Genomic DNA, 23,387 nt, shown 5'->3' on the forward strand with positions numbered 1-23,387 from the left:
ATGCGCAGGTTGTGGCCCATCTCACTGCCCGTGCGGATCAGCGCCTGCACGTCTTTCGGGAAACACGAGCCGCCATAACCGACACCCGCGTACAGGAAGTGATAGCCGATGCGCGGGTCCGAACCGATGCCGCGACGCACAGCTTCGATATCCGCGCCGACCGTGTCTGCCAGATTCGCCATCTCGTTCATGAACGAAATGCGCGTGGCGAGCATGGCGTTGGCGGCGTACTTCGTGAATTCCGCCGAACGCACGTCCATGTAAAGCGTGCGCTCGTGATTGCGGTTGAACGGCGCATACAGACGGCGGATCTTTTCGCGCGCCTTATCGCCATCCACGTCATTGTCGACACCAACGACGATGCGATCCGGACGCATGAAGTCATCGACGGCGGCGCCTTCCTTCAGGAACTCCGGATTCGAAACAATCGAGAAGCGATGCTGTGCGCTATCGGCAAGACCGCGCTTCTCCAGTTCTTCGGCGATCACCGCGCGCACGCGCTGCGCGGTCCCAACCGGCACCGTCGACTTATCGACGATCACCTTGAAGCCATTCATCGTGCGGCCGATATTGCGCGCCGCTTCGAGCACGTATTGAAGATCCGCCGAGCCATCTTCATCGGGCGGCGTTCCGACCGCGATGAACTGGATTTCGCCGTGCGCGACGCTGGCCTCGACATCCGTCGAAAACGTGATGCGCCCCGCCGCGCGCGAACGCTTGATGATTTCCTGCAGACCCGGTTCGTGGATCGGCATGCCGCCGTTGTTGAGAATGTCGATCTTGCGCGGATCGACGTCCAGACAGAAAACGTCGTTGCCGACTTCGGCAAGACATGCGCCCGTGACGAGACCTACGTAACCCGTGCCGATAATGGTGATTTTCATACGCTATCCGGTAGGTGATGCCGGTTCAATGTTCGACGCTGCAATGCTGCAAGACGGCCCGGCCGTCTGCGTTGCCCTGGCATGTCCGCTGTCAGCTCGACGCCGTGATCGGCTCGACGCGGCGCGGCGCATAGGTTTCCCAACCGCTGCAGCCCGGACACTGCCAATAGAACAGGCGCGCCCGGAAGCCACAGTTCTGGCACGTGTACCGTGGCAGATTTTTGGTGCGCTGGCGGATCAGCGTGCGCATCAGTTCCAGTTCGCTGCGGCGCGGCTCTTCCGCTACCGCCTGTTGCGCCTCGAGCAAACGCGTCATGCCCGCCAGATTCGGCGACTTCTGCATCTGTGTGCGTGCGAGCGTATGTGCCGCTTCGGGACCGCGCAGTGCCGCAACGTACTGATACGCGACATCGAGCAGATCGTTGGTCGGATAACGATCGACCCACGACGTCAGCAGATCGGCGCCATCCTGCTGGCGGCCGAGCGCCTCATACGCCTTCATCAGCTTCTCCGCGACGAGGGGCAGATACGACGCGTTCTGCTCCTCGACTCGCAGCCACTGTTCAATCGCCCTCTCGTAATCGCCTGCCGCTGCATCCACGTCACCGAAGAGAATCGTCGCGCGCACGTTCTGCGCATGCGCCTTCAGTGCGAGATCCAGCTGACGGCGGGCTTCGTCCGGATTCTTTTGCTGCAGCGCTTCCTGCGCGAGTTCGCAATGGAAATGACCGACTTCCTTGTCCAGCGACTCCGCGCCCATCGTTTCGAGCCGGCGCGCGGTGTCGATTGACTTGTTCCAGTCTTTCTCGATCTGGTAGATCGTCAGCAACGCGCGCTGTGCGCCGAGCGCGTAGTCGCCCGATTGCAGCGATTTGAAGGTTTCTTCCGCGCGATCCAGCAGACCCGCCTTCAGGAAATCCTGACCCAGCTCGTACAGTGCGTGATCGCGTTCGTTGACAGGCAGATCCGCGCGGCTCAGCAGATTCTGATGCACGCGGATCGCACGGTCCGTCTCGCCGCGGCGGCGGAACAGGTTGCCGAGCGCGAAATGCAGTTCGATCGTTTCCGGGTCGAGCTTGACGACTTCAATGAAGGCGTCGATGGCCTGGTCCGGCTGCTCATTCAACAGAAAGTTTAGTCCGCGAAAATAGGAACGCGGCAAGTTGGCGCTTTCGGACAACAGCGCCTTCAGGTCGTAACGCGCGGCCACCCAGCCGAACGCGAACGCGACGGGTATGACGAGCAGCCACCAGAGATCTAGATCCATGCGAATGTGCGGAGTGCGAAAGAGGCCGCGCGCTCGTCGCGCACGGCGTGAAAAAACTAGATGAGCGGCGGCATAGGCGGCTCTTCAACGACAGCAGGCGTTTCGCGCGCCACGCGCAGTTCGCGCTTGAGCCGACCGTTCTCCATGCGCAGCCGGAACATGGCCGGCAGCGACGACACCAATCCAGCCAGCAAGCCTACGACAAAGAACGCGAGGCCGATCAGAATCAACGGCGCCTGCCAGGCATAACCGGCGAGGAAATTCAGCGTAGCGCTTTGCGTATTGGACAGTGCGAGCACCAGCAGCAGCACGAACACCAGCACGCGAATCAGCCAAACGATAAATTTCATGTATTGATCTCTTGACGGCGGTTGCGGGATGGCGCCGGCTTGATGACGCGTCGCGCCACGGTGTTTGCCCGCGCCGAAGTGACCCGTATTGTAAATGAACCCTTTGATGACTGGCACAGCCGTGCGGATCGCGATGCCTTACTGTCGTTTATGTGATGGAAAATGGTCCGCGATCGGGGTCTGGCCGCATCGCTTGTGTTGACGGATCGCAAGATATCGCACGGTGCGTAGGCTGACGGTGTCTACCATGTGCCCGTACGCCCGGCGACAGCCTCAAACGGTGCCAAACGGCCCTAAACGGTCTGAATGCAAACAACATGCCGTGAAATACGCAAACGACGGGCGAAAAAAAAGCGCCCTAAGGCGCTTTTTCTGGTCTATGCCGTTTGACTGACGTCGCCACGGCGAGCTTCAACCTGAACTGCTTGTGATACACAGAGCCGGCTCAAAGATCGTCGTCCGGGGTATCGGCTTTCAACGGCTCACCCGCCCGACGATCGACGCGTTCACGCAATTCCTTGCCAGGCTTGAAGTGTGGCACGAATTTCTCCGGTACCAACACCTTCTCACCCGATTTCGGGTTGCGCCCGACGCGGGATGGACGACGGTTCAAGCCAAAGCTGCCGAAGCCGCGAATTTCGATGCGATGGCCGTTCGCCAGAGCGTCCGACATCGCATCGAGCATCGTCTTCACCGCGAAATCCGCATCCTTGAGGACAAGTTGCGGAAATCGCGTAGCCAGCTGGGCGACCAATTCCGATTTGGTCATACTGCAGCAGACCCCTTAAGGCTTACTGGTTCTGGCCGTCGAGCTTGGCCTTCAGCAGCGCGCCGAGGTTCGTCGTGCCGCTTGCTGCCGAGCTGGTGTCAGCAGCCAGGCCGCGCATTGCTTCCTGTTGCTCAGCCGAATCCTTAGCCTTGATCGACAGGTTGATGCCACGCGACTTGCGGTCGATGTTGATGATCATCGCATTGACCTTGTCGCCTTCCTTCAGCACGTTGCGAGCGTCTTCCACGCGGTCTTGCGCGATTTCCGAAGCGCGCAGGTAGCCTTCGACTTCTGCCGACAGCTGAACCACTGCACCCTTTGCGTCAACCGTCTTGACCACGCCGTCAACGATCGAACCCTTGTCGTTCATTGCAACGAAGTTGCTGAACGGGTCGCCTTCGAGCTGCTTGATACCCAGCGAGATGCGTTCCTTCTCGACGTCGATGCCGAGAACGATCGCTTCCACTTCGTCGCCCTTCTTGTACTTGCGAACAGCTTCTTCGCCCGTTTCCGACCACGACAGGTCCGACAGGTGAACCAGACCGTCGATGCCGCCAGGCAGACCGATGAAGACGCCGAAGTCGGTGATCGACTTGATTGCGCCTTGCAGCTTGTCGCCCTTCTTGAAGTTGCGGCTGAAGTCATCCCACGGATTCGGCTTGCATTGCTTCATGCCGAGCGAGATACGGCGGCGGTCTTCGTCGATTTCGAGAACCATGACTTCGACTTCGTCGCCCAGCTGCACAACCTTCGACGGTGCAACGTTCTTGTTCGTCCAGTCCATTTCCGACACGTGGACGAGACCTTCGATGCCCGACTCGACTTCGACGAATGCGCCGTAGTCGGTGATGTTCGTGACCTTACCGAACAGGCGCGTGCCCGACGGGTAACGGCGCGAGATGCCTTCCCACGGATCGTCGCCCAGTTGCTTGATACCGAGCGAAACGCGGTTCTTTTCCTGGTCGAACTTGAGGATCTTTGCCGTGACTTCCTGGCCAACCGACAGCACTTCCGACGGGTGACGCACGCGACGCCATGCGATGTCGGTGATGTGCAGCAGGCCGTCGATGCCGCCGAGGTCCACGAACGCGCCGTAGTCGGTGATGTTCTTGACCACGCCTTCCACGATCGCGCCTTCCTTCAGCGTTTCGAGCAGCTTTGCGCGCTCTTCGCCCTGGGTCGCTTCGATCACAGCGCGGCGCGACAGCACCACGTTGTTACGCTTGCGGTCCAGCTTGATGACGCGAAATTCCAGCGTCTTGCCTTCGTACGGCGTCGTGTCCTTGACAGGGCGCGTGTCGACCAGCGAGCCCGGCAGGAATGCACGAATGCCGTTGACCATGACGGTCATGCCGCCCTTGACCTTGCCCGTGATCGTGCCGGTCACGAGTTCGTTGTTGTCGAGGGCCTTTTCCAGCGACAGCCACGAAGCCAGACGCTTCGCCTTGTCGCGCGACAGGATGGTGTCGCCATAGCCGTTTTCCAGCGCGTCGATCGCGACGGAAACGAAGTCGCCCGCCTGCACTTCTACCTCGCCCGCGTCATTCAGGAACTCTTCGAGCGGGATGTAGGCTTCGGACTTGAGACCAGCGTTGACGACCACGAAGTTGTGGTCGACGCGCACGACTTCGGCGGAGATCACTTCGCCAGCGCGCATGTCTTGCTTGGTCAGCGACTCTTCGAACAGAGCCGCAAAAGATTCGGTATTCGGGGTAGAGGTTTGCAGGTCGGACATAAAAATCTGATATTGCATGGTTCTCGCAGCGTCAGGTGAACCGGGACGGTTCATCACTACGGCAAAGGAGCGAAAGCCATACGGGGTTAAGGGTTAAACAATCGCTTCGTGAACGTTCACGAGGCACCAACACGACAACAAAAAACAACTTCGATGCGGGGTTCCGCGTTGAGCCGGATGTCAGCTTTGCGGAACCAGCGCCTTGTACCACTGCACCACCTGTTCGACCGCCTGGTCGACCGACAATGCCGATGTATCGAGGAGCTGTGCATCCGCTGCGGGCTTGAGTGGCGCGGCTGCGCGCTTGCTATCGCGCTCGTCGCGTTCACGCAAATCCCGGAGCAAGTCATCCATATTAGCAGAAAATCCTTTTTGGATCAATTGCTTATACCGGCGGGCCGCGCGAGCCTCGACGCTGGCCGTCAAAAACACCTTCAGGTTGGCGTCCGGGAAGATCACCGTGCCCATGTCGCGGCCGTCGGCGACGAGGCCGGGCAGCTTGCGGAAAGCCCGCTGGCTGGCCACCAGAGCGGCTCTGACGGGCGCGTGAACGGCAATGGCCGAGGCCCGGTTGCCGACTTCCTCGGCGCGAATTTCCGTCGACACATCGACGCCGTCCAGTTGAGCGATGCCCTCGCGGAACGTGATATGAAGCTCGCCGACCAGTTTTGCAAGCGCGTCGGCGTCATCGGCGGCGATGTTGTAGCGCACGCTTGCGAGCGCGGCCAGCCGGTACAGCGCGCCGCTGTCGAGCAGGTGGAAGCCGAGTTCGGCGGCGACCAGCGTGGCCACCGTGCCTTTGCCGGAAGCGGTCGGGCCGTCGATCGTGATGACGGGCGTCTGGTGAAAGGGGCGAGTCGGTTTCATCGAGAAAGTCGCCCGTCGGAACGGGCGGCGCAAAGTAGCGTAGCGGTCAGGGTTGAGCGAGCGCAAGGAAGCGCTCGAAATAATCGGGGAAGGTCTTGCCGACGCATTTCGGATCGTTGATCCGCACCGGCACACCGCCGAGGCTCACCAGCGAGAAGCACATCGCCATGCGATGGTCGTCGTAGGTGTCGATGGCGGCGTTCGGCGTCAGCTTTTCGGGTGGTGTAACGACGAGGAAATCCTCGCCCTCTTGCACTTTGGCGCCGACCTTGCGCAACTCCGTCGCCATCGCAGCGATACGGTCGGTTTCCTTGACGCGCCAGCTGGCGATGTTGCGTAGCGTCGTGGTGCCGTCGGCGAACAGTGCGGCGACGGCGATCGTCATCGCGGCATCCGGGATCAGATTGAAGTCCATATCGATGGGATCGAGCTTGCCGTGGTCGTTGCCGACGCCGCGCACTTCGATCCAGTCGTCGCCCATCGTGACGTTCGCGCCCATCTTCATCAGCGCCGTCGCAAAACCGACATCGCCTTGAATGCTCGCGCGCCCCACGCCTTCGACGCGCAGCGGTCCGCCGCCCAGCGCGCCCGCCGCGAGGAAATACGACGCCGACGACGCGTCGCCTTCCACCATGATCTTGCCGGGAGACTGGTAACGCTTGCCGTTCGGAATCGTGAAGCGCTCCCAGCCAAGGCGCTCGACCTTGATGCCGAAGCGCGCCATCAGCGCAATCGTGATCTCGATATACGGCTTCGAGATCAGTTCGCCTGCCACTTCGACAATCGTTTCGCCGCTCTCGGTCTTGACCAGCGGCAACGTCATCAGCAGCGCGGTCAGGAACTGGCTCGACACGTCGCCGCGCACGCGGATCGGCGCCTCGACGTTGATCTGCGCCGGACGGATGCGCAGCGGCGGAAAGCCTTCGTTCTCTTCATAGTCGATCTTCGCGCCAATCTGGCGCAGTCCGTCGACGAGATCGCCGATCGGCCGCTCGTGCATGCGCGGCACGCCGTGAATCCGGTAATCGCCGCCGTTGACGGCGAGCGCAGCCGTCAGCGGCCGCACCGCCGTGCCCGCGTTACCGAGGAACAGATCGGCGCGTGCCGCCGGCAGCGCGCCGCGCGTGCCCGTGACGACGCACGTCTCGCCGTCACGCTTGAGCTTCACGCCGAGCTTTTCGAGCGCGTCGAGCATCACGCGCGTGTCGTCGGAATCGAGCAGATTCGTGATCGTCGTCTCGCCTTCGGCCAGCGCCGCGAGCAGCAGCACGCGGTTCGAGATGCTCTTCGAGCCAGGCAGACGAACCGTGCCGGATGCACGGGAAAACGGTCCGAGATCGAGATGTTCCATGTGAATTCCAGTGTCCTTTATTTCGACGCGTCGTCGGTTGCGGAGCGCTCGGGCGACGGTTGCTGCGCCTTTTGCGACGTCACCGCGCGTTCCTGCCACTCGCTGCGCGCCGCACGCGAGCGCGCGAACACGGCTTCGAGCGCCTTGCCGTCGCCGGCTTCGATGGCGCTGCGCAGACGCGCCAGCACAGCCGTGTAGCTATCGATTTCGTCCAGCAGCGCCGCGCGATTCGCCACGCAGACGTCGCGCCACATTTCCGGACTCGACGCGGCGATGCGCGTGAAGTCGCGGAACCCGCCCGCCGCGAACGAGAATTTCAGCGCGGCATCGGATGAATTGAGAATCTGCTCGACCAGTGCGAACGACAACACGTGCGGCAAGTGGCTGACCGACGCGAACACGCGATCATGCTGTTCCGCCGACATCGCGTGCACACTCGCGCCCGTCGCGCGCCACATCGCGGCAACACGCTCGACCGCAGCCGGCGGGTTCTCCGGCAACGCGCAAAGCGCGACGTTACGATTCACGTACAGATCAGGCAGCGCGGCATCGACGCCGCTCGATTCCCGGCCCGCAATCGGATGACCGGGAACGAACTGGCCGATACGTTCGCCCAGCGCCGCGCGCGCCGCCGCGACGACATCGGATTTGGTGCTGCCGGCATCGGTGACGATGGTCGACGGATCGAGAAAGGGCGCAATGCGCTCGAGCAATGGCTGCGTTTGTGCAACAGGCGCTGCGAGCAGCACGACGTCGGCATCTTTTAGCGCGTCGCGCAACGCAGCGTCGTCGGTGAGCGATGCGTTCGCGTCGATTACACCCAGTTCCAGCGCCCGTTCCGTCGATTCCGCCGAGCGCCCTACGCCAACCACACGCCGCGCACCGCCCACATCGCCGCGTTCGCGCAGCGCGCGCGCGAGCGATCCGCCGATCAGCCCGACGCCGAAAATCACCAGTTTGTCGAAAGAAAACGCTGCCACGTCAGTCACAGAAAAAACGCGCCCCGCTTCACTTGTCCGCGAGACGCGTGGATTGCATTGAAACGCTCAGGCCGTGGCCAGCGTCTTTTCAAGCGCCGCGATGAACGCCTCGTTCTCTTCCGGCAGGCCGATCGTCACGCGCAGCCATTGCGGCAAGCCGTAGCTGCCGACCGGTCGCACGATCACGCCCTGCTTCAGCAGTTCGAGATTCACGCGATTGCCCGCGCTGTCTTCATTGCCAACGCGCACCAGCACGAAGTTGCCGTGCGACGGCACGTATTCGAGACCGAGCGTGTCGACCGCTTCGGTCAGACGTCGATAGCCTTGCGCGTTCAGTTCGGCGCTTTTTTGCAGGAACGGCTTGTCGTTCAGCGCGGCAATCGCGGCCGCTTGCGCGAGCGTGTTCACGTTGAACGGCTGACGCAGACGGTTCATCAGATCGGTCAACTCCGGCTGCGCAATCGCAAAACCGACACGCAAACCGGCCAGACCGAACGCCTTCGAGAACGTGCGCGACACCAGCAGGTTCGGATAGCGCTTCACCCACGCGATCGAGTCGTAGCGCTTGTCGGCGCTCAGGTATTCCGTGTAAGCCTCGTCGAGCACGACGACCACGCTGCGCGGCACCTTGGCGAGGAACGCTTCGATCGTCGCGCCGTCGATAAACGTGCCCGTCGGGTTGTTCGGATTCGCGACAAAAACGAGACGCGTGTCGTCGCTGATGGCAGCGAGCATCGCGTCGAGATCATGGCCGTATTCAACGGCCGGCACGACGATCGCACGCGCGCCGAGGCCTTGCGTGGCCAGCGCGTACACGGCGAACGAGTACTGCGCATAGACAACCGACTGACTCTTCTCGACGAACGCATGCGCGGCCAGTTCGAGAATGTCGTTGCTGCCGTTGCCAAGCGTGATCCACTCGGCGGGCACATCGTAATGCGCCGACAGCGCCGCCTTCAGTTCGAACGCGTTCGCGTCCGGATACCGGCCGAGTTCGCTGGCTGCCTGCGCCATCGCCGTTTTCGCGGACTCCGGCATGCCGAGCGGATTCTCGTTCGACGCGAGCTTCACGATACGCGCTTCGTCCAGCCCAAATTCGCGCGCGACTTCCGAAATCGGCTTGCCAGCGACATAAGGCGCAATCGCGCGAACATAGGAAGGACCGAAAGACGTTGTCATGTAAATCTCCGGATAATTCTTGGGCTTGCTTACTGGTTGCGAAAAGATGGCGGACGTATCAGCGAGCGCGCGGATACGAACCGAGAATCTTCAGGAAGTCGGCTTTCTGGCCGAGATCGGCGAGTGCGGCAGTGACGGGCGCGTCATCGCGATGCCCTTCGACGTCGATGTAGAAGTAGTACTCCCACGTGCCGACGCGCGCCGGACGCGACTCGAATCGCGTCATCGATACGCCGTGGCGCGCGAGCGGTTCGAGCAGCTTGAACATCGCGCCAGGCTCGTTTGCCACCGACACGATCAGCGACGTCTTGTCGTGGCCGCTCGGCCCTGTCGGCTGCTTGCCGATCATCACGAAGCGCGTGCGGTTGTGCGGATCGTCCTGAATCAGTGCATAAGCGACTTGCAGACCATATTGCGTCGCCGCGCGATCGCCGGCGATAGCCGCGATAGTCGGATCTTCCGCCGCCATGCGTGCGGCTTCGGCATTGCTCGACACAGCCTGGCGTTCGACGTGCGGCGCATGCGTCGCAAGCCAGCGCTGGCACTGCGCGAGCGCCTGAGCATGCGCGCACACGCGCGTCACGCCATTGAGGCCGCCATTGAGCGTCAGCAGATTGTGGTGAATCGGCAAAGCCAGCTCGCCGCCGATCAGCAGTTGCGTTTGCAGCAACAGATCGAGCGTGCGCGACACCGCGCCTTCCGTCGAATTTTCGATAGGAACGACGCCGAATTCCGCGCCGCCCGCTTCGACCGAGCGGAACACTTCGTCGATCGACGAGCACGGCAAACCTTCGATCGACTGACCGAAGTATTCGTGCATTGCCTGTTCGCTATAGGTGCCTGCCGGTCCGAGATACGCGGCCGTGAGGTTCTTTTCGAGCGCGCGGCTCGCGGCCATGATTTCGCGCCAGATCGCGCTGATGTGCTCGCCGGCGAGCGGGCCATCGCTCATGTCCTGCAGACGCGCGATCACCTGCTGTTCGCGTTCCGGACGAAACACGGGCGCATTGAAGTGCTTCTTCACCTCGCCGACTTCGAGTGCGACGGCCGCACGCTGATTCAGCAGCGCGATGAGCTGCGCGTCGATCGCGTCGATGCGTTCGCGCAGCGGTTTCAGTTGAGAATTGAGTTCGTCGTCCATGCTTCTAAAGGGCCAATGCTATGCCCTGTATGGGGCCAGTTCGGAGAAGATGCGCGCGCTGTGACCCGACAGATCACGCGCTGCGCTGTTCGAATTCCCTCATGTACTCGACAAGCGCTTTGACGCCTTCGAGCGGCACCGCGTTGTAAATCGACGCCCGCATGCCGCCGACGGACTTGTGGCCCTTCAGCTGCACCAGCCCGCGCGCTTTCGCGCCGGCCAGGAAATCTTCGTTGCGCGACTCGTCGGCGAGGAAGAACGGTACGTTCATCCGCGACCGCGCGTTGCGTTCCACCTTGTTCAGATAGAAGCTCGACGAATCGATGGTGTCGTACAGCCGCCCCGCCTTCTCGACGTTGCGTGTCTCGATCGCCGTCAAACCGCCCTGCTTCTTCAACCACTTGAACACCAGCCCGGCGATGTAGATCGCGTACGTGGGCGGCGTGTTGTACATCGAATTGTTCAGCGCGACCGTCTTCCACTCGAACGCCGACGGGCAGATCGCCATCGAACGATCGAGCAGATCTTCGCGCACGATCACGACGGTCACGCCCGCCATGCCGATGTTCTTCTGCGCGCCGCCGAACAGCACGCCGTACTTGGCGATGTCCATCGGGCGCGACAGGATGTGCGACGATGCGTCGGCCACCAGCGGAATATCGCCGAGATCGGGGATCTCGAAGGTTTCGACGCCGTGGATCGTTTCGTTCGTGCACAGATGTACATAGGCGGGATCGTCCGACAGGTTCCACTCGGCGCGCGTGGGCGCGTGCGTGAAGCCTTCCGCGGTTTCACCGCTGGCGGCGATGTGTGCCTTGCCGTATTTCTGCGCTTCCTTGAACGACTTCTGCGACCACGAACCCGTCACGACGAAGTCGGCGCTTTGCTTGCGGCCCATGAGGTTCATCGGAACGATTGCGTTTTCGCCGAGACCGCCGCCTTGCAGAAACAGAATCTGATGGCTCGACGGCACTTGCAGCAGATCGCGCAGATCGGTCAGCGCCTCTTCATGAATTGCCATGAATTCTTTGCCGCGATGGCTCATTTCCATCACGCTCATGCCGCTGCCGCGCCAATCGAGCATTTCATCGGCTGCCTGGCGCAGCACTTCTTCGGGCATGGCCGCCGGACCGGCGGAGAATTTGAAGACGCGCATCGTGAGAACCCTGGGAAGCAGGCACGCGGCATGGGAAAGAGCCGGAAACCGCGCCTGAAAAGAAAACGGCCGTCTGCGCGCACGCGCAAACGGCCATTATCGCATTGACGCTCAAAACCCGCCAAACGTCGACGTTCCAAGGGGTTTAACGCTTTTTCCCTTCACATCGCCGGTGACGGGCGCTCCGAGCGCCGTTCAGCCTTGTTCGACCTGCTTACTTCGCTGCCGGCTTGACGGAAGCAACTTCCTTGTCAGCCTGATCGCGCGTTGCCTTGATCGATTGCGGCATGTACTTCTGCATCAGACCGTTCACGACGTCGCGGCCAACCTGGTCTTGAACCTGGATGAACTTGCGGCCCGTCGGGCTCTTGTAGAAGTTGGTCAGGTCGTTGATTTCCTGCGTGCTGTAGTACTTCGCGTATGCGTCGTACTGAGCTTGCATTGCGTCCTGCTTGAACGCGTCCGTTGCGAAAACCTGGCCTGCCGAGTCAACCAGCTTCGGCACAGCGTTCTTTTGCAGCGCCGGGACGGAAGCCTGCTTCTGCTTGTCCGTCATCGTCTTGTTTTCCGACAGTGCGTCCGACAGGATAGCCGGGACGAGCTGCTTCGCTTGCATCTGCGCGCTGTTGCCGATTGCGCCGCCCAGCTTCTGTGCGTCGATCGCGTCGAGCAGATTCTTGATGGCAGCCTGCTTCGCCGGGTCGACCGGGGCAGCAGCGGCAGCCGGAGCAGCCGGAGCGGGCTGCTGGTTTTGCAGCGCTTGCGCCATGGCGAGGGTCGGCAGGAAAGCGGCCACAACCATCAACTGCTTGAAACGTTTTTGCATCACTACTCCCTAAGAGAAATTAACCTGACTGCTTCGCCGCGCTGGCGGCGCATCGGCCCGATGCGCCCAAATGGCCTGCGCGGCTTTCAGCATCACTTGAGAAGCTTTGCTGCGGATTACGACGCTTCGCTGTCGTCACCGCCCGCTTCGTCCACGGACGGGTCAGCGTCGCCGTCCACGTCAGCTTCCGCTTCGGCTACTTGCTGCAGACCGGAAAGCTTGGTGCCTTCATCAAGGCTGATGAGTGTAACACCTTGCGTTGCGCGGCCCATTTCTCGAATTTCCGACACGCGCGTGCGGATCAGCACGCCCGTGTTGGTGATCAGCATGATCTGCGCTTCCTGATCGACCAGCGTCGCAGCGACCACCTTGCCGTTACGCTCGGACGTCTGGATCGCGATCATGCCCTTTGTGCCGCGGCCGTGGCGCGTGTACTCCGTGATCGGGGTGCGCTTGCCGTAGCCATTTTCCGTTGCCGTCAGCACCGACTGCTGTTCGTCGCCGGCCACCAGCAGCGCGATGACATTCTGTCCGTCCTCGAGCTGCATGCCGCGCACGCCGCGCGCTTCGCGGCCCATCGGACGCACATCGTTTTCGTCGAAGCGCACCGCCTTGCCCGAATCCGAGAACAGCATGACATCATGCTCGCCGTCGGTGATGGCCGCGCCGATCAGGTAGTCGCCGTCATCCAGACCAACGGCGATGATGCCCTTCTTCAGCGGACGGCTGAACGCTTCCAGCGGTGTCTTCTTGACGGTGCCGAGCGCCGTCGCCATGAAAACGAACTTGTCGGCCGAAAATTCCTTCACGGGCAGCACGACCGTGATCTTTTCGCCGTCCTGCAGCGGGAACATATTGACGATCGGACGGCCGCGCGAATTGCGCGAGCCTTGCGGCACTTCGTAAACCTTCAGCCAGTACACACGGCCGCGGTTCGAGAAGCACAGGATGTGATCGTGCGTGTTCGCGATGAAGAGCGTGTCGATCCAGTCGTCTTCCTTCATCTGCGTCGCCTGCTTGCCGCGACCTCCGCGCTTCTGGGCGCGATATTCCGACAACGGCTGCGATTTCACATAACCGGAGTGCGACATCGTCACGACCATGTCCTGCGGCGTGATGAGGTCTTCCGTGTTCAGCTCGGTCGCGTTCATCTCGATGCGCGAACGGCGTTCGTCGCCGAATTCGCTCTTGATCGAGACAAGTTCGTCGAAGATGATGGCAGTTATGCGCTCGGGACGAGCAAGAATATCCAGCAGGTCAGCGATTTGCGCCATCACGTCGCGGTACTCGCCGATGATCTTGTCCTGCTCCAGACCCGTCAGGCGTTGCAGACGCATCTGCAGGATTTCTTGCGCCTGCGTGTCCGACAGACGGTACAGTCCGTCAGCCTGCATGCCGTACGCCGGGTTCAGCCCTTCCGGACGATACGCGGCGCGGCCGCCCGACGACGCGTTGTCCGTCTCCGCGCGCTGCAGCATCTCGCGCACGGTCGACGAATCCCACGGACGGTCCATCAACTCCTGCTTCGCGATAGGCGGCGTCGGCGCGGCCTTGATGATCGCGATGAAATCGTCGATGTTGGCGAGCGCGACGGCGAGGCCTTCGAGCACGTGGCCGCGTTCGCGGGCCTTGCGCAGTTCGTATACAGTGCGCCGCGTCAGCACTTCGCGACGATGCGACAGGAAATGCGACAGCATTTCCTTCAGGTTCAGCAGCTTCGGCTGGCCATCGACCAGCGCGACCATGTTCATGCCGAACGTGTCTTGCAGCTGCGTTGCCTTGTACAGATTGTTGAGAATGACCTCAGGCACTTCGCCGCGCTTCAGTTCGATCACGACGCGCATGCCGCTCTTGTCGGATTCGTCGCGAATGTCCGAAATGCCTTCCAGCTTCTTCTCATTCACCAGTTCGGCGATCCGCTCGAGCAGCGAACGCTTGTTCACCTGATACGGCAGTTCGTCGACGATGATCGCCATGCGCTGACCGCGATCGATCTCTTCGAAGTGCGTGGTCGCACGCATCACGACGCGGCCGCGCCCCGTGCGGTAACCGTCGCGCACACCGGCGACGCCGTAGATGATGCCCGCCGTCGGGAAGTCCGGCGCGGGCACGATCTCGATCAGTTCGTCGATCGTCGCTTCCGGGTTCTTCAGCAGGTGATGGCAGGCGTCGACGATTTCGCTCAGGTTATGCGGCGGAATGTTGGTCGCCATGCCGACGGCAATGCCCGACGAGCCGTTGATCAGCAGGTTCGGGATGCGCGCGGGCAGGATGGTCGGCTCGCTTTCGCTGCCGTCGTAGTTCGGCTGGAAGTCGACCGTTTCCTTGTCGATGTCGGCCAGCAGTTCGTGGCCGATCTTCGCCATGCGGATTTCGGTGTAACGCATGGCCGCGGCGTTGTCGCCGTCGACTGACCCGAAATTGCCTTGTCCATCGACGAGCATGTAGCGCAGCGAAAAATCCTGCGCCATGCGGACGATGGTGTCGTAGACAGCCGAGTCGCCGTGCGGATGGTACTTACCGATCACGTCGCCGACGATACGGGCCGACTTCTTGTACGCCCGGTTCCAGTCGTTGTTCAGCTCGTGCATGGCGTACAGCACGCGCCGATGCACCGGCTTCAGGCCATCGCGGACATCGGGAAGCGCGCGCCCTACGATCACGCTCATCGCGTACTCGATATACGAGCGGCGCATTTCCTCCTCTAGGGAGATTGGTAGAGTCTCTTTGGCGAATTGATCCATTGTCCGTATCGTTTACGCGCGAAGACGATGAGGGAAACGCGTTCTTCACCTCACCGCTTGGGCCTACCCCTGGGTCTACTTCTTGTGCGGCTGCGAGCGCAGCGCATCACGCGATTCTACCATGCGGCGCATCCGCTCCCGGGGACCTGCGTATACCTATTAGTGGGACGCGCGAAAACGCCACCTGGAAGCGCCTCGTGAGCGACGCGACCAGGCCCGGAAAATGCTCCCTCGCATGCCGCCCGAAACCGCCTCTGGCGGCCTTTTGACGAACTTGACACCTTTTGTTGCGCATGCACCACATTCGAACGGGTGGATAGATAGGGGGCGGATTTTTTTATCGTCGGAAGGGAACGATATGGCAAAATGCGAACGCACAAGTTTAGACACTGCTCGAAGTCTATACACAGCGTCTTTTGTTTGGCACCGATGTTATACTTCGAGCAATGTATGACTGGTCTTCGTCAACAGGCTCGCAGTAAACCTGCGGTAATCTCAATTTCGAGAGGAGAAATATGAATAAACTTTCAAAGCTCGCGTTCATTGCAGCTACCGCAGTTATGGCTGCATCCGCTATGGCACAGTCGGTGCCGGCGTCGCGACAAGCTACGAACGACAACTGGGTGAACGGCACGGGCGAATACGTGTGGATGAACGGCACGAACGAACTGTGCTGGCGCGATGCGTTCTGGACGCCGGCAACGGCTAACGCAAAGTGCGATGGCGCACTGGTCGCACAAGCACCGACGCCGCCGGCACCGGCACCTGTCGCTCCGGTTATCACGAGCCAGAAGATCACGTATCAAGCTGACACGCTGTTCGACTTCGACAAGGCTATCCTGAAGCCGGCTGGCAAGGAAAAGCTGGACGACCTGGCATCGAAGATTCAAGGCCTGAACCTGGAAGTCGTTGTGGCAACGGGCTACACCGACCGCATCGGTTCGGACAAGTACAACGACCGTCTGTCGCTGCGTCGTGCACAAGCTGTCAAGGCATACCTGGTCAGCAAGGGCATCGAAGCCAACCGTATCTACACGGAAGGCAAGGGCAAGCGTAACCCGGTCACGACGGGCTGCAACCAGAAGAACCGTAAGCAACTCATCGCCTGCCTCGCACCGGATCGCCGCGTGGAAGTCGAAGTTGTCGGTACTTCGAAGCAGTAAGCTACAAAATACCGCAGTATCCAAGCCCCGCTTCGGCGGGGCTTTTTTTATCTCCGCGCGCCGCAGGCATCTGCCCACGTTCGGGCAACAGGCGCCACCCGCATCCCGGCCCGTTTTTGCCGCTCCCTGCTCCGCCCTATATACTCAGGGTTTCTCCGATCCACCCCGCTCTTCCGCCCTCGAGGCCGCATCCGACATGACCAATGCCGATCCCCACGAACTGCAGAAATTCAGCGATCTCGCCCATCGCTGGTGGGACCCGAACGCCGAGTTCAAACCGCTGCACGAACTGAATCCGGTGCGGCTCAACTGGATCGACGCGCATGCGCATCTCGCCGGCAAGCGGGTGCTCGACATCGGTTGCGGCGGCGGGATTCTGTCGGAGTCGATGGCGACATTGGGTGCCGATGTGAAGGGAATCGACCTCTCGCACGAAGCCTTGGGCGTCGCCGATCTTCACAGCCTTGAAAGCGGTGTAACGGTAAATTACGAGGAAATCGCTGCGGAAGCGCTGGCCGCTCGCGAGCCGGCATCGTTCGACGTCGTCACCTGCATGGAAATGCTCGAGCACGTGCCCGATCCGTCCAAGGTGGTCGAAGCGTGCAGAACGCTCGTGAAGCCGGGCGGCTGGGTGTTCTTCTCGACGCTCAACCGCAACGTGAAGTCGTACCTGCTTGCCGTGATCGGCGCGGAATACATCGCGCGCATGCTGCCTAAGGGCACGCACGATTACGCTCGCTTCATCCGTCCGTCGGAGCTCGCGGGCTTTGCGCGTGCGGCGGGTCTGCATACCGTCGAACTCAAGGGCATCACCTATAACCCGCTGACGCGCCATTTCGGCCTGTCGAGCGACACCGACGTCAACTACATGCTCGCGTGCCGTCGCGACGCGTGATCCAGCCTAATTCAATGAGCGATCCCACGCCTCTGCCGCAACGCGAAGACGAAGAAGCATCGGTTGGTCTTTGCCAGGGCATTCTGTTCGACCTCGACGGCACGCTAGCTGATACCGCGCCCGACCTCGCCGCCGCCGTTAACAAGATGCGCCATGAGCGTGGCCTCGAGATGGTGCCGCTCGAGCAATTGCGCCCGCTCGCATCGGCGGGCGCACGCGGCCTGCTGGGCGGCGCGTTCGGAATTGGCCCCGACCACCACGACTACGCGTCGATGCGCGACGAATTCCTCGCAAACTACGAAGCCGATCTGTGCATCGAGACGCTGCTCTTCCCCGGCATCAGCGAGATTCTCGACGATCTCGACGCGCGTGGTGTGCGCTGGGGCATCGTCACGAACAAGGTGTCGCGGCTGACCGAACCGCTCGTCGCCCAGCTGGGTCTCGATACGCGCGCCGGCTGCGTCGTCAGCGGCGATACGACGCCACATTCGAAGCCTCATCCCGCGCCGCTGCTGCATGCGGCGAAGGAGCTCGATCTCGCGCCCGAGCGGATCGTCTACGTCGGCGACGATCTGCGCGACATCCAGGCGGGCTTTGCGGCCGGCATGGTGACCGTTGCGGCAGCCTACGGCTATTGCGGCAACGACATTCCGCCGACGCAGTGGCATGCAAAGCATGTCGTCAAGTCGACGGGCGAACTGCTCAACCTGCTGCGCGAGATCAGCTGATCGGCCAGAGCGCTGCGAGCGATGAGCGTTTCGCCGTGACGCGCGAGGGCTGCTGTTGTAAAATGATTCCCTGAGCCACATTTGTGGCTCATTCCTTCTGCGGGGGCGACCTGGTTTCGACAGGGGTTGCGAAGCGGCTAGGGCATGTCGAGGACCCGTCACCTCGTTAATCAATGGGAAAAACGTAACTGCAAACGACGATACGTTCGCACTGGCAGCCTAAGGGCCGCCGTCCTCTGCCTAGTTCACTGACGGGCTAGTGTCGCAAGACCGGTAGCAATACCGACAGAGGTCATATACGTCAGTTAAGCCTTGGTGGCGTCACGACATCCGGGTCGAAAATTTAGTGAATCGCTGTAGCGCAGCGTGTTCGTCCGCGTCGCTCCGGTTAAATCAAATGACAGAACTAAACATGTAGAACTAGTCGTGGAGGACTTCTGGACGCGGGTTCGATTCCCGCCGCCTCCACCAATTTTCATCCGTTGTATTTCTGGTGAAAGAAGCCGCAGAAACAAAAGCCCGCACAGCGCCAAGCTCTGCGGGTTTTTTGTTGCTATCGCAAACGTGACGCCTGCGCACATGCCAGATGTTCGCTTTCGCGCACCCGGCGTTCGTTCGCGCCCCAGTTTCAACCTTTTCTGATAGTCACCGGGTCGGGCATCGCGTCAAATGAGCGGCTGTCGGCAACGTCGACATCCCGCCTATCCGCCCAGTAGAACTAACCAATCGGAAATCACAAGGTATGAGCAACGCAGACGAAATCATCATGGCCCGACTCGGCGATACCACTGACCACGGCGGCAAGATCGTCGAAGCGGCGGAAGAATTGACGGATGCAGGCGTCGGCGTTGCGCTCGATGGCCACATGGTTGCCTGCCCGCGTTGCGGCGGCAAGTATCCGATCATCGCCAGCGGCCGTCGACGCCATAACGGCAAGCGCATCGCCTACATCGGCGACATTACGACATGCGGCGCGACGCTCGTGCGCGTGTGACCGCACCTCAATGCGTTGCGCATCACGTCGGGTTTCGTCTGGGGAAATTGCGCATCCCCGCTCCGCCCCTTTTGCAACCGAAAGCACACCGACGTATGGAATAAGTCAGCGCGCCAGCCGTTTAGTCGATGCGCGCACATTCAATGCAATAACGCGCGCACACGCCGATCGATTGCATACACTCCATATACAACGTCAAACAGGAGCCGCATCATGCGCAAGACTCTCCTTCTCATCGCCGCACTCGCCGCACAACAGGCCGCTTTCGCCGCGCCGCCCAAAGCCATGGACGGACATTTCGTCGATGATCAGGGACGCACGCTCTACACCTTCGACAAGGACATGACACCCGGCAAGAGCGCCTGCTCGGGCGGTTGCGCGACTGCGTGGCCAGCTGCGGCTGCAGACGCGAGCGACAAGCCGTCCGGAGACTGGTCCGTGATCGACGGCGCAGACGGTGGCAAACAGTGGGCGTACAAGGGAAAGCCGCTTTATCGCTTCGCGAAAGACGAGAAGCCCGGCGACATGAAGGGCGATGGCTTCAAGGATGTGTGGCACACGGCCAAGCCATAATCCGCTCGACCGCATGACCGGCGTGCGCAGCGCGCTTCAGGCGCTGCGTACGTCGTGTGACGTAGGGGGTGTCGTTACTGATCGTCCGGGCACTTGAGGTTGCAGCCGTCCGGGTCGCCGTTGTCGCCGCGCTTGCGCAGCTTGCCCGGCTTGTCACTCTGATACTTCTTCGACGGCGCCGATGCACCGAACGGCATCTGTGGATGCTCATTGATCTTGAAGCCGTCGCTCAGGATACCGCCCGGCACGCCCGGCGAATTCTGCGCAAACGCCACCGACATCGTGGCGACCAACACGCCGGCTGACAGCACGGCGGCACAAGCAGGAACGAGATATTTCATAGCGAATCGAGGCGGCGAACGACGCCGCACAACCAGGGCGGAATGTCTAAAGATTGAAGATTATCGCAAAGCGTCATGCAGCGCAGCGTCGACAGCCAACGAGGTTGTTACAGGCACTTACCCCGCGCTGAATGACCGCCCGCACCTGCTCCCCGCCTCACGCGCCACCCGGCTCCAGCCCTTCTTCCAGTTCGAGTAATTTGCCGCAATCGCGAGGGGCGTAGCCTTCCAGATGCGCGACGCTCTGCCGGAACGGATGGCCGCGCAGCACCGACATCACGGTCGTCAGCGGTTCGCGTTCGAGCCTCGCGCGATCGCACGCGAAGTAATAGTCCTCGTCGACGACGGGAATGAAGTCCAGCCCGAAATGATGCGCGGCCGGCTCGACACCGAAGCCGACGTCCGCCATGCCGCTCGCCACGAACGCCGCGATGGCCGAATGGGTCAATTCCGTCGACGCATAACCGTTCACGCGATCCGGCTCCACACCCACGCGCCGCAGCGCCAGATCGATCAGCATGCGTGTGCCCGAACCATGCTGCCGGTTGACGAAGCGAATGTCGTCGCGTGCCAGATCGCTCACTCCGCCGATACCCTTCGGATTGCCCTTCGCGAGAAACAGCCCCTGTTTGCGCCGCGTCAGGTGCACGAGCACATGGCGCTGCGGATCGAGCCACTGCCGGTATTTGTCGGCACACGCCGCGCGGAACTCGCCGCGCGGCAGATGGAAACCCGCCAGATCGCATTCGCCGCGCGCGAGCGCCGTGATCGCCTCCGCGCTGTCGCGATACTTGATGTCGAGCGGCACACGGTCGGCGACCAGCGCCGTCACGAGCGCGGCCACCGCGTAACCATGCGACGCGTGAATACGCACGTCTTCGGCGGGTGGCGCGAGCCAGCGATTGAGGTCGGCGGCAACTTCGCTCGCCAGCGCCTGCATGTTGCCGTCCAGACGCTCGCCGCAAAGTCGTTGCGCACGCAACACTGCGCGCCCGAGCTCCGACAGCGCAGAGCCACGGCCGCGCTCTTTCTCGATCAGCGCGCCGCCTAGCTGCGTCTCGATCGCGCGCAGCAAACCCCACGCATGACGGTAGGACAAACCCTTAAGCGCAGCGGCCTGCGCAATGCTGCCCGTCTGGTCAACAAGAGACAGAAGCGGCACGGCGTCAGTCAGGCTGGACGTTTGGCCGTTGCTGTCCCGCACAATGAGCTGTGCCTGGCATTCGATCCGGATCATATATGTTGTTGGCGTTCCTATTGCGAAAGCCGATACACCCGCCTATCGTTCGCATTGATATATCAAAGAAGCAAAGCATAAATGCACGGCTTATGAATAACAAGTGCATATATTGACTTTGGAGGAGCCCCACTGTGGATCGACCGAACGCCATCGCGCCCGACGAACTCGTACGACGTCACGCCCTGCCCGGCAAATCGCTGGTCGCGGTACTGCACGCCATCCAGGACGACGTCGGCTTCGTACCGCCCGATACCGTCGCGCCGCTCGCGCGCACGCTGAACCTGTCACGGGCGGAAGTCCATGGCGTGATCACTTATTACCACCACTTCCGCCAGTCGCCGGCGGCGCCCGTGACGGTGCAACTGTGCCGCGCGGAAGCCTGCCGCAGCATGGGCACGGAAGCGCTCGCGCAACACATCGAGTCGCGCACGGGTTGCCGCTTCGATGCGCACAAGCATGGCGGGCATGACGCACACGACCACGCCTGCGATGGCGCAGTCGGTCTGGAATCGGTGTATTGCCTTGGGCAATGCGCGCTGTCGCCCGCGCTGATGATCAACGGCGAACTGCACGCCAAAGTCACGCCGCAAAAATTCGACGCGCTGCTCGCAGCCGCGACGAAACGCGTGGAGGAAACGGTATGACGCGCATCTATGTTCCCCGCGATTCTGCCGCACTCGCGCTTGGCGCGGACGCGCTCGCCGCGGCTATCGTCGATGAAGCGAAAGCGCGCGGCATCGAGATCGAACTCGTGCGCAACGGCTCGCGTGGTCTGCTGTATCTCGAACCGTTGCTTGAAGTTCAGACGCCGCAAGGCCGCATCGGTTATGCAAACGTCGAAGCCGACGATGTGAAGTCGCTGTTCGATGCAGGCTTGATCGAAGGCAAGGCGACGCATGCGAAGCATGTCGGCGTGGTCGAAGAAATTCCGTATCTGAAGAAACAGCAGCGCCTGACGTTCGCGCGCATCGGCATCACCGACCCGCTGTCCACCGACGATTACGTCGCCAACGGCGGCATCGTCGGCTTGTACAACGCGCTCGCGATGAACGGCGACGCAGCCGTTGCCGAGTTGACGGAATCTGGCCTGCGCGGCCGCGGCGGCGCAGCGTTCCCGGCGGGGATCAAGTGGCGCACCGTGCGCGCCGCGAAGGCCGATCAGAAATACGTCGTCTGCAATGCGGACGAAGGCGATTCGGGCACGTTCTCCGATCGCCTCGTGATGGAAAGCGATCCGTTCATGCTGATCGAAGGGATGATCATCGCGGGCATCGTGACGGGCGCGACGGTCGGCCATATCTACGTGCGCAGCGAGTATCCGCATTCGATCGAGACACTCGAAGCGGCCATCGTCAAGGCCCGCGCAGCGGGCTGGCTCGGCGACAGCGTGCTCGGCTCGCAACATCGCTTCGAACTGTTCGTCGCCAAGGGTGCGGGCGCCTATGTGTGCGGCGAGGAAACGGCGCGGCTCGAATCGCTCGAAGGCAAGCGCGGCATCGTGCGCGCCAAGCCGCCGCTGCCCGCGCTCGAAGGCCTGTTCGGCAAGCCGACCGTGATCAACAACGTGATCACGCTCGCCACCGTGCCGATCATCTTCGCGAAGGGCGCGGCGTTCTACAAGGACTTCGGCATGGGCCGCTCGCGCGGCACGCTGCCCTTCCAGATTGCGGGCAACGTGAAGCAAGGCGGCCTCGTCGAACTCGCGTTCGGCTGCACGTTGCGCGAACTGATGTACGACTACGGCGGCGGCACGGCGAGCGGCCGTCCGGCGCGCGCGGTGCAGGTCGGTGGCCCGCTCGGCACGTATCTGCCCGAAAGCCAGTGGGACATTCCGCTCGACTATGAGGAATACGCGAAAGTCGGCGCCGTGGTCGGTCACGGCGGCCTCGTGATTCACGACGACACCTCGAATCTCGCCGACCTCGCCCAGTACGCGATGCACTTCTGCACGCTCGAATCGTGCGGCAAGTGCACGCCGTGCCGGATCGGCTCGACGCGCGGCGTCGAAGTGATCCAGCGCATCCGCAACGGCGACACATCGACGAAACAGGTGCAACTGCTGCGCGATCTGTGCGACACGATGGTGTCCGGTTCGCTGTGCGCGATGGGTGGCATGACGCCGTTCCCGGTGATCTCCGCACTCGATCATTTCCCCGAAGATTTCGGTATCGCGACCGCTGCGCCGAAGCAGGCCGCCTAATAAA

The 23,387-nt window shown here is 61.7% G+C and carries 22 protein-coding genes and 1 other RNA gene; 8 read left to right on the forward strand and 15 right to left on the reverse strand.

The window, feature by feature from the left end; all coding sequences use genetic code 11:
- The 13 genes from DK391_RS31835 to gyrA form a co-directional block, all read right to left on the reverse strand.
- On the reverse strand, positions 1-884 hold an 884-nt coding region (locus DK391_RS31835), incomplete at its 3' end, for a UDP-glucose/GDP-mannose dehydrogenase family protein (protein ID WP_162600962.1).
- Between the two features lie 91 nt (positions 885-975).
- Positions 976-2,151 carry a lipopolysaccharide assembly protein LapB gene (lapB, locus tag DK391_RS31840; protein WP_109481985.1) on the reverse strand — a complete coding sequence of 392 codons (1,176 nt, stop codon included), beginning with the start codon at positions 2,149-2,151 and terminating at the stop codon, positions 976-978.
- Positions 2,152-2,207: 56 nt separating this feature from the next.
- Positions 2,208-2,501: a LapA family protein gene (locus DK391_RS31845; RefSeq protein WP_109482019.1), complete on the reverse strand. Its 294-nt coding sequence runs from the start codon at positions 2,499-2,501 to the stop codon at positions 2,208-2,210.
- Positions 2,502-2,946: 445 nt separating this feature from the next.
- Positions 2,947-3,270: an integration host factor subunit beta gene (locus tag DK391_RS31850; RefSeq protein WP_109481986.1), complete on the reverse strand. Its 324-nt coding sequence runs from the start codon at positions 3,268-3,270 to the stop codon at positions 2,947-2,949.
- 22 nt (positions 3,271-3,292) lie between these two features.
- Positions 3,293-5,023, reverse strand: a complete 1,731-nt coding sequence (gene rpsA / locus DK391_RS31855; RefSeq protein ID WP_109481987.1) for a 30S ribosomal protein S1 — start codon at positions 5,021-5,023, stop codon at positions 3,293-3,295.
- A 162-nt stretch (positions 5,024-5,185) separates the two neighbouring features.
- Positions 5,186-5,872, reverse strand: a complete 687-nt coding sequence (cmk, locus tag DK391_RS31860) for a (d)CMP kinase (RefSeq protein ID WP_109481988.1) — start codon at positions 5,870-5,872, stop codon at positions 5,186-5,188.
- A gap of 46 nt (positions 5,873-5,918) precedes the next feature.
- Complete coding sequence (gene aroA / locus DK391_RS31865; protein ID WP_109481989.1) at positions 5,919-7,223, reverse strand: 3-phosphoshikimate 1-carboxyvinyltransferase; 1,305 nt, start codon at positions 7,221-7,223, stop codon at positions 5,919-5,921.
- Between the two features lie 17 nt (positions 7,224-7,240).
- The gene (locus DK391_RS31870; RefSeq protein ID WP_109481990.1) at positions 7,241-8,212 is read right to left on the reverse strand and encodes a prephenate dehydrogenase/arogenate dehydrogenase family protein; all 972 of its coding nucleotides are present in this window, start codon (positions 8,210-8,212) and stop codon (positions 7,241-7,243) included.
- 57 nt (positions 8,213-8,269) lie between these two features.
- Positions 8,270-9,382: a histidinol-phosphate transaminase gene (gene hisC, locus DK391_RS31875; protein ID WP_109481991.1), complete on the reverse strand. Its 1,113-nt coding sequence runs from the start codon at positions 9,380-9,382 to the stop codon at positions 8,270-8,272.
- A 58-nt stretch (positions 9,383-9,440) separates the two neighbouring features.
- Entirely contained in the window at positions 9,441-10,523 is a 1,083-nt protein-coding gene (pheA, locus tag DK391_RS31880; protein ID WP_109481992.1) for a prephenate dehydratase, read from the reverse strand.
- Between the two features lie 73 nt (positions 10,524-10,596).
- Positions 10,597-11,679, reverse strand: a complete 1,083-nt coding sequence (gene serC, locus DK391_RS31885; protein WP_109481993.1) for a 3-phosphoserine/phosphohydroxythreonine transaminase — start codon at positions 11,677-11,679, stop codon at positions 10,597-10,599.
- A 214-nt stretch (positions 11,680-11,893) separates the two neighbouring features.
- Positions 11,894-12,505, reverse strand: coding sequence for a DUF2059 domain-containing protein (locus tag DK391_RS31890; protein ID WP_109481994.1), 612 nt, complete (start codon positions 12,503-12,505; stop codon positions 11,894-11,896).
- Positions 12,506-12,621: 116 nt separating this feature from the next.
- Positions 12,622-15,249, reverse strand: coding sequence for a DNA gyrase subunit A (gyrA, locus tag DK391_RS31895; protein ID WP_109481995.1), 2,628 nt, complete (start codon positions 15,247-15,249; stop codon positions 12,622-12,624).
- 515 nt (positions 15,250-15,764) lie between these two features.
- On the opposite strand from gyrA, the gene ompA reads away from it, so the two are divergent.
- From ompA to DK391_RS31925, 6 genes are all read left to right on the forward strand, one after another.
- Complete coding sequence (gene ompA, locus DK391_RS31900; protein ID WP_109481996.1) at positions 15,765-16,412, forward strand: outer membrane protein OmpA; 648 nt, start codon at positions 15,765-15,767, stop codon at positions 16,410-16,412.
- Between the two features lie 196 nt (positions 16,413-16,608).
- Positions 16,609-17,307: a bifunctional 2-polyprenyl-6-hydroxyphenol methylase/3-demethylubiquinol 3-O-methyltransferase UbiG gene (gene ubiG / locus DK391_RS31905; protein ID WP_109481997.1), complete on the forward strand. Its 699-nt coding sequence runs from the start codon at positions 16,609-16,611 to the stop codon at positions 17,305-17,307.
- A gap of 14 nt (positions 17,308-17,321) precedes the next feature.
- Entirely contained in the window at positions 17,322-18,035 is a 714-nt protein-coding gene (locus tag DK391_RS31910; RefSeq protein WP_109481998.1) for an HAD-IA family hydrolase, read from the forward strand.
- Positions 18,036-18,136: 101 nt separating this feature from the next.
- Positions 18,137-18,506: a transfer-messenger RNA gene (gene ssrA / locus DK391_RS31915) on the forward strand.
- Between the two features lie 271 nt (positions 18,507-18,777).
- A complete protein-coding gene (locus DK391_RS31920; protein ID WP_109481999.1) occupies positions 18,778-19,029 on the forward strand; it encodes a PAAR domain-containing protein in 252 nt (83 codons plus the stop codon).
- 213 nt (positions 19,030-19,242) lie between these two features.
- Positions 19,243-19,602: a hypothetical protein gene (locus DK391_RS31925; protein WP_109482000.1), complete on the forward strand. Its 360-nt coding sequence runs from the start codon at positions 19,243-19,245 to the stop codon at positions 19,600-19,602.
- 74 nt (positions 19,603-19,676) lie between these two features.
- Here DK391_RS31925 and DK391_RS31930 read toward each other — a convergent pair whose 3' ends face one another.
- Together DK391_RS31930 and DK391_RS31935 are read right to left on the reverse strand one after the other, a co-directional pair.
- Positions 19,677-19,943: a hypothetical protein gene (locus DK391_RS31930; protein ID WP_109482001.1), complete on the reverse strand. Its 267-nt coding sequence runs from the start codon at positions 19,941-19,943 to the stop codon at positions 19,677-19,679.
- 157 nt (positions 19,944-20,100) lie between these two features.
- Positions 20,101-21,180 carry a substrate-binding domain-containing protein gene (locus DK391_RS31935; RefSeq protein WP_109482002.1) on the reverse strand — a complete coding sequence of 360 codons (1,080 nt, stop codon included), beginning with the start codon at positions 21,178-21,180 and terminating at the stop codon, positions 20,101-20,103.
- 134 nt (positions 21,181-21,314) lie between these two features.
- Here DK391_RS31935 and DK391_RS31940 point away from each other — a divergent pair, with 134 nt between their 5' ends.
- Both DK391_RS31940 and DK391_RS31945 read left to right on the forward strand, forming a co-directional pair.
- Positions 21,315-21,827, forward strand: a complete 513-nt coding sequence (locus DK391_RS31940; protein WP_109482003.1) for an NAD(P)H-dependent oxidoreductase subunit E — start codon at positions 21,315-21,317, stop codon at positions 21,825-21,827.
- Positions 21,824-23,383, forward strand: a complete 1,560-nt coding sequence (locus DK391_RS31945; RefSeq protein WP_109482004.1) for a formate dehydrogenase beta subunit — start codon at positions 21,824-21,826, stop codon at positions 23,381-23,383. Before DK391_RS31940 ends, DK391_RS31945 begins: the two co-directional genes overlap by 4 nt.
- Positions 23,384-23,387 lie beyond the last annotated feature (4 nt).

Origin of the sequence: Paraburkholderia sp. C35, assembly GCF_003121405.1 — a bacterium.
Lineage (GTDB): Bacteria > Pseudomonadota > Gammaproteobacteria > Burkholderiales > Burkholderiaceae > Paraburkholderia.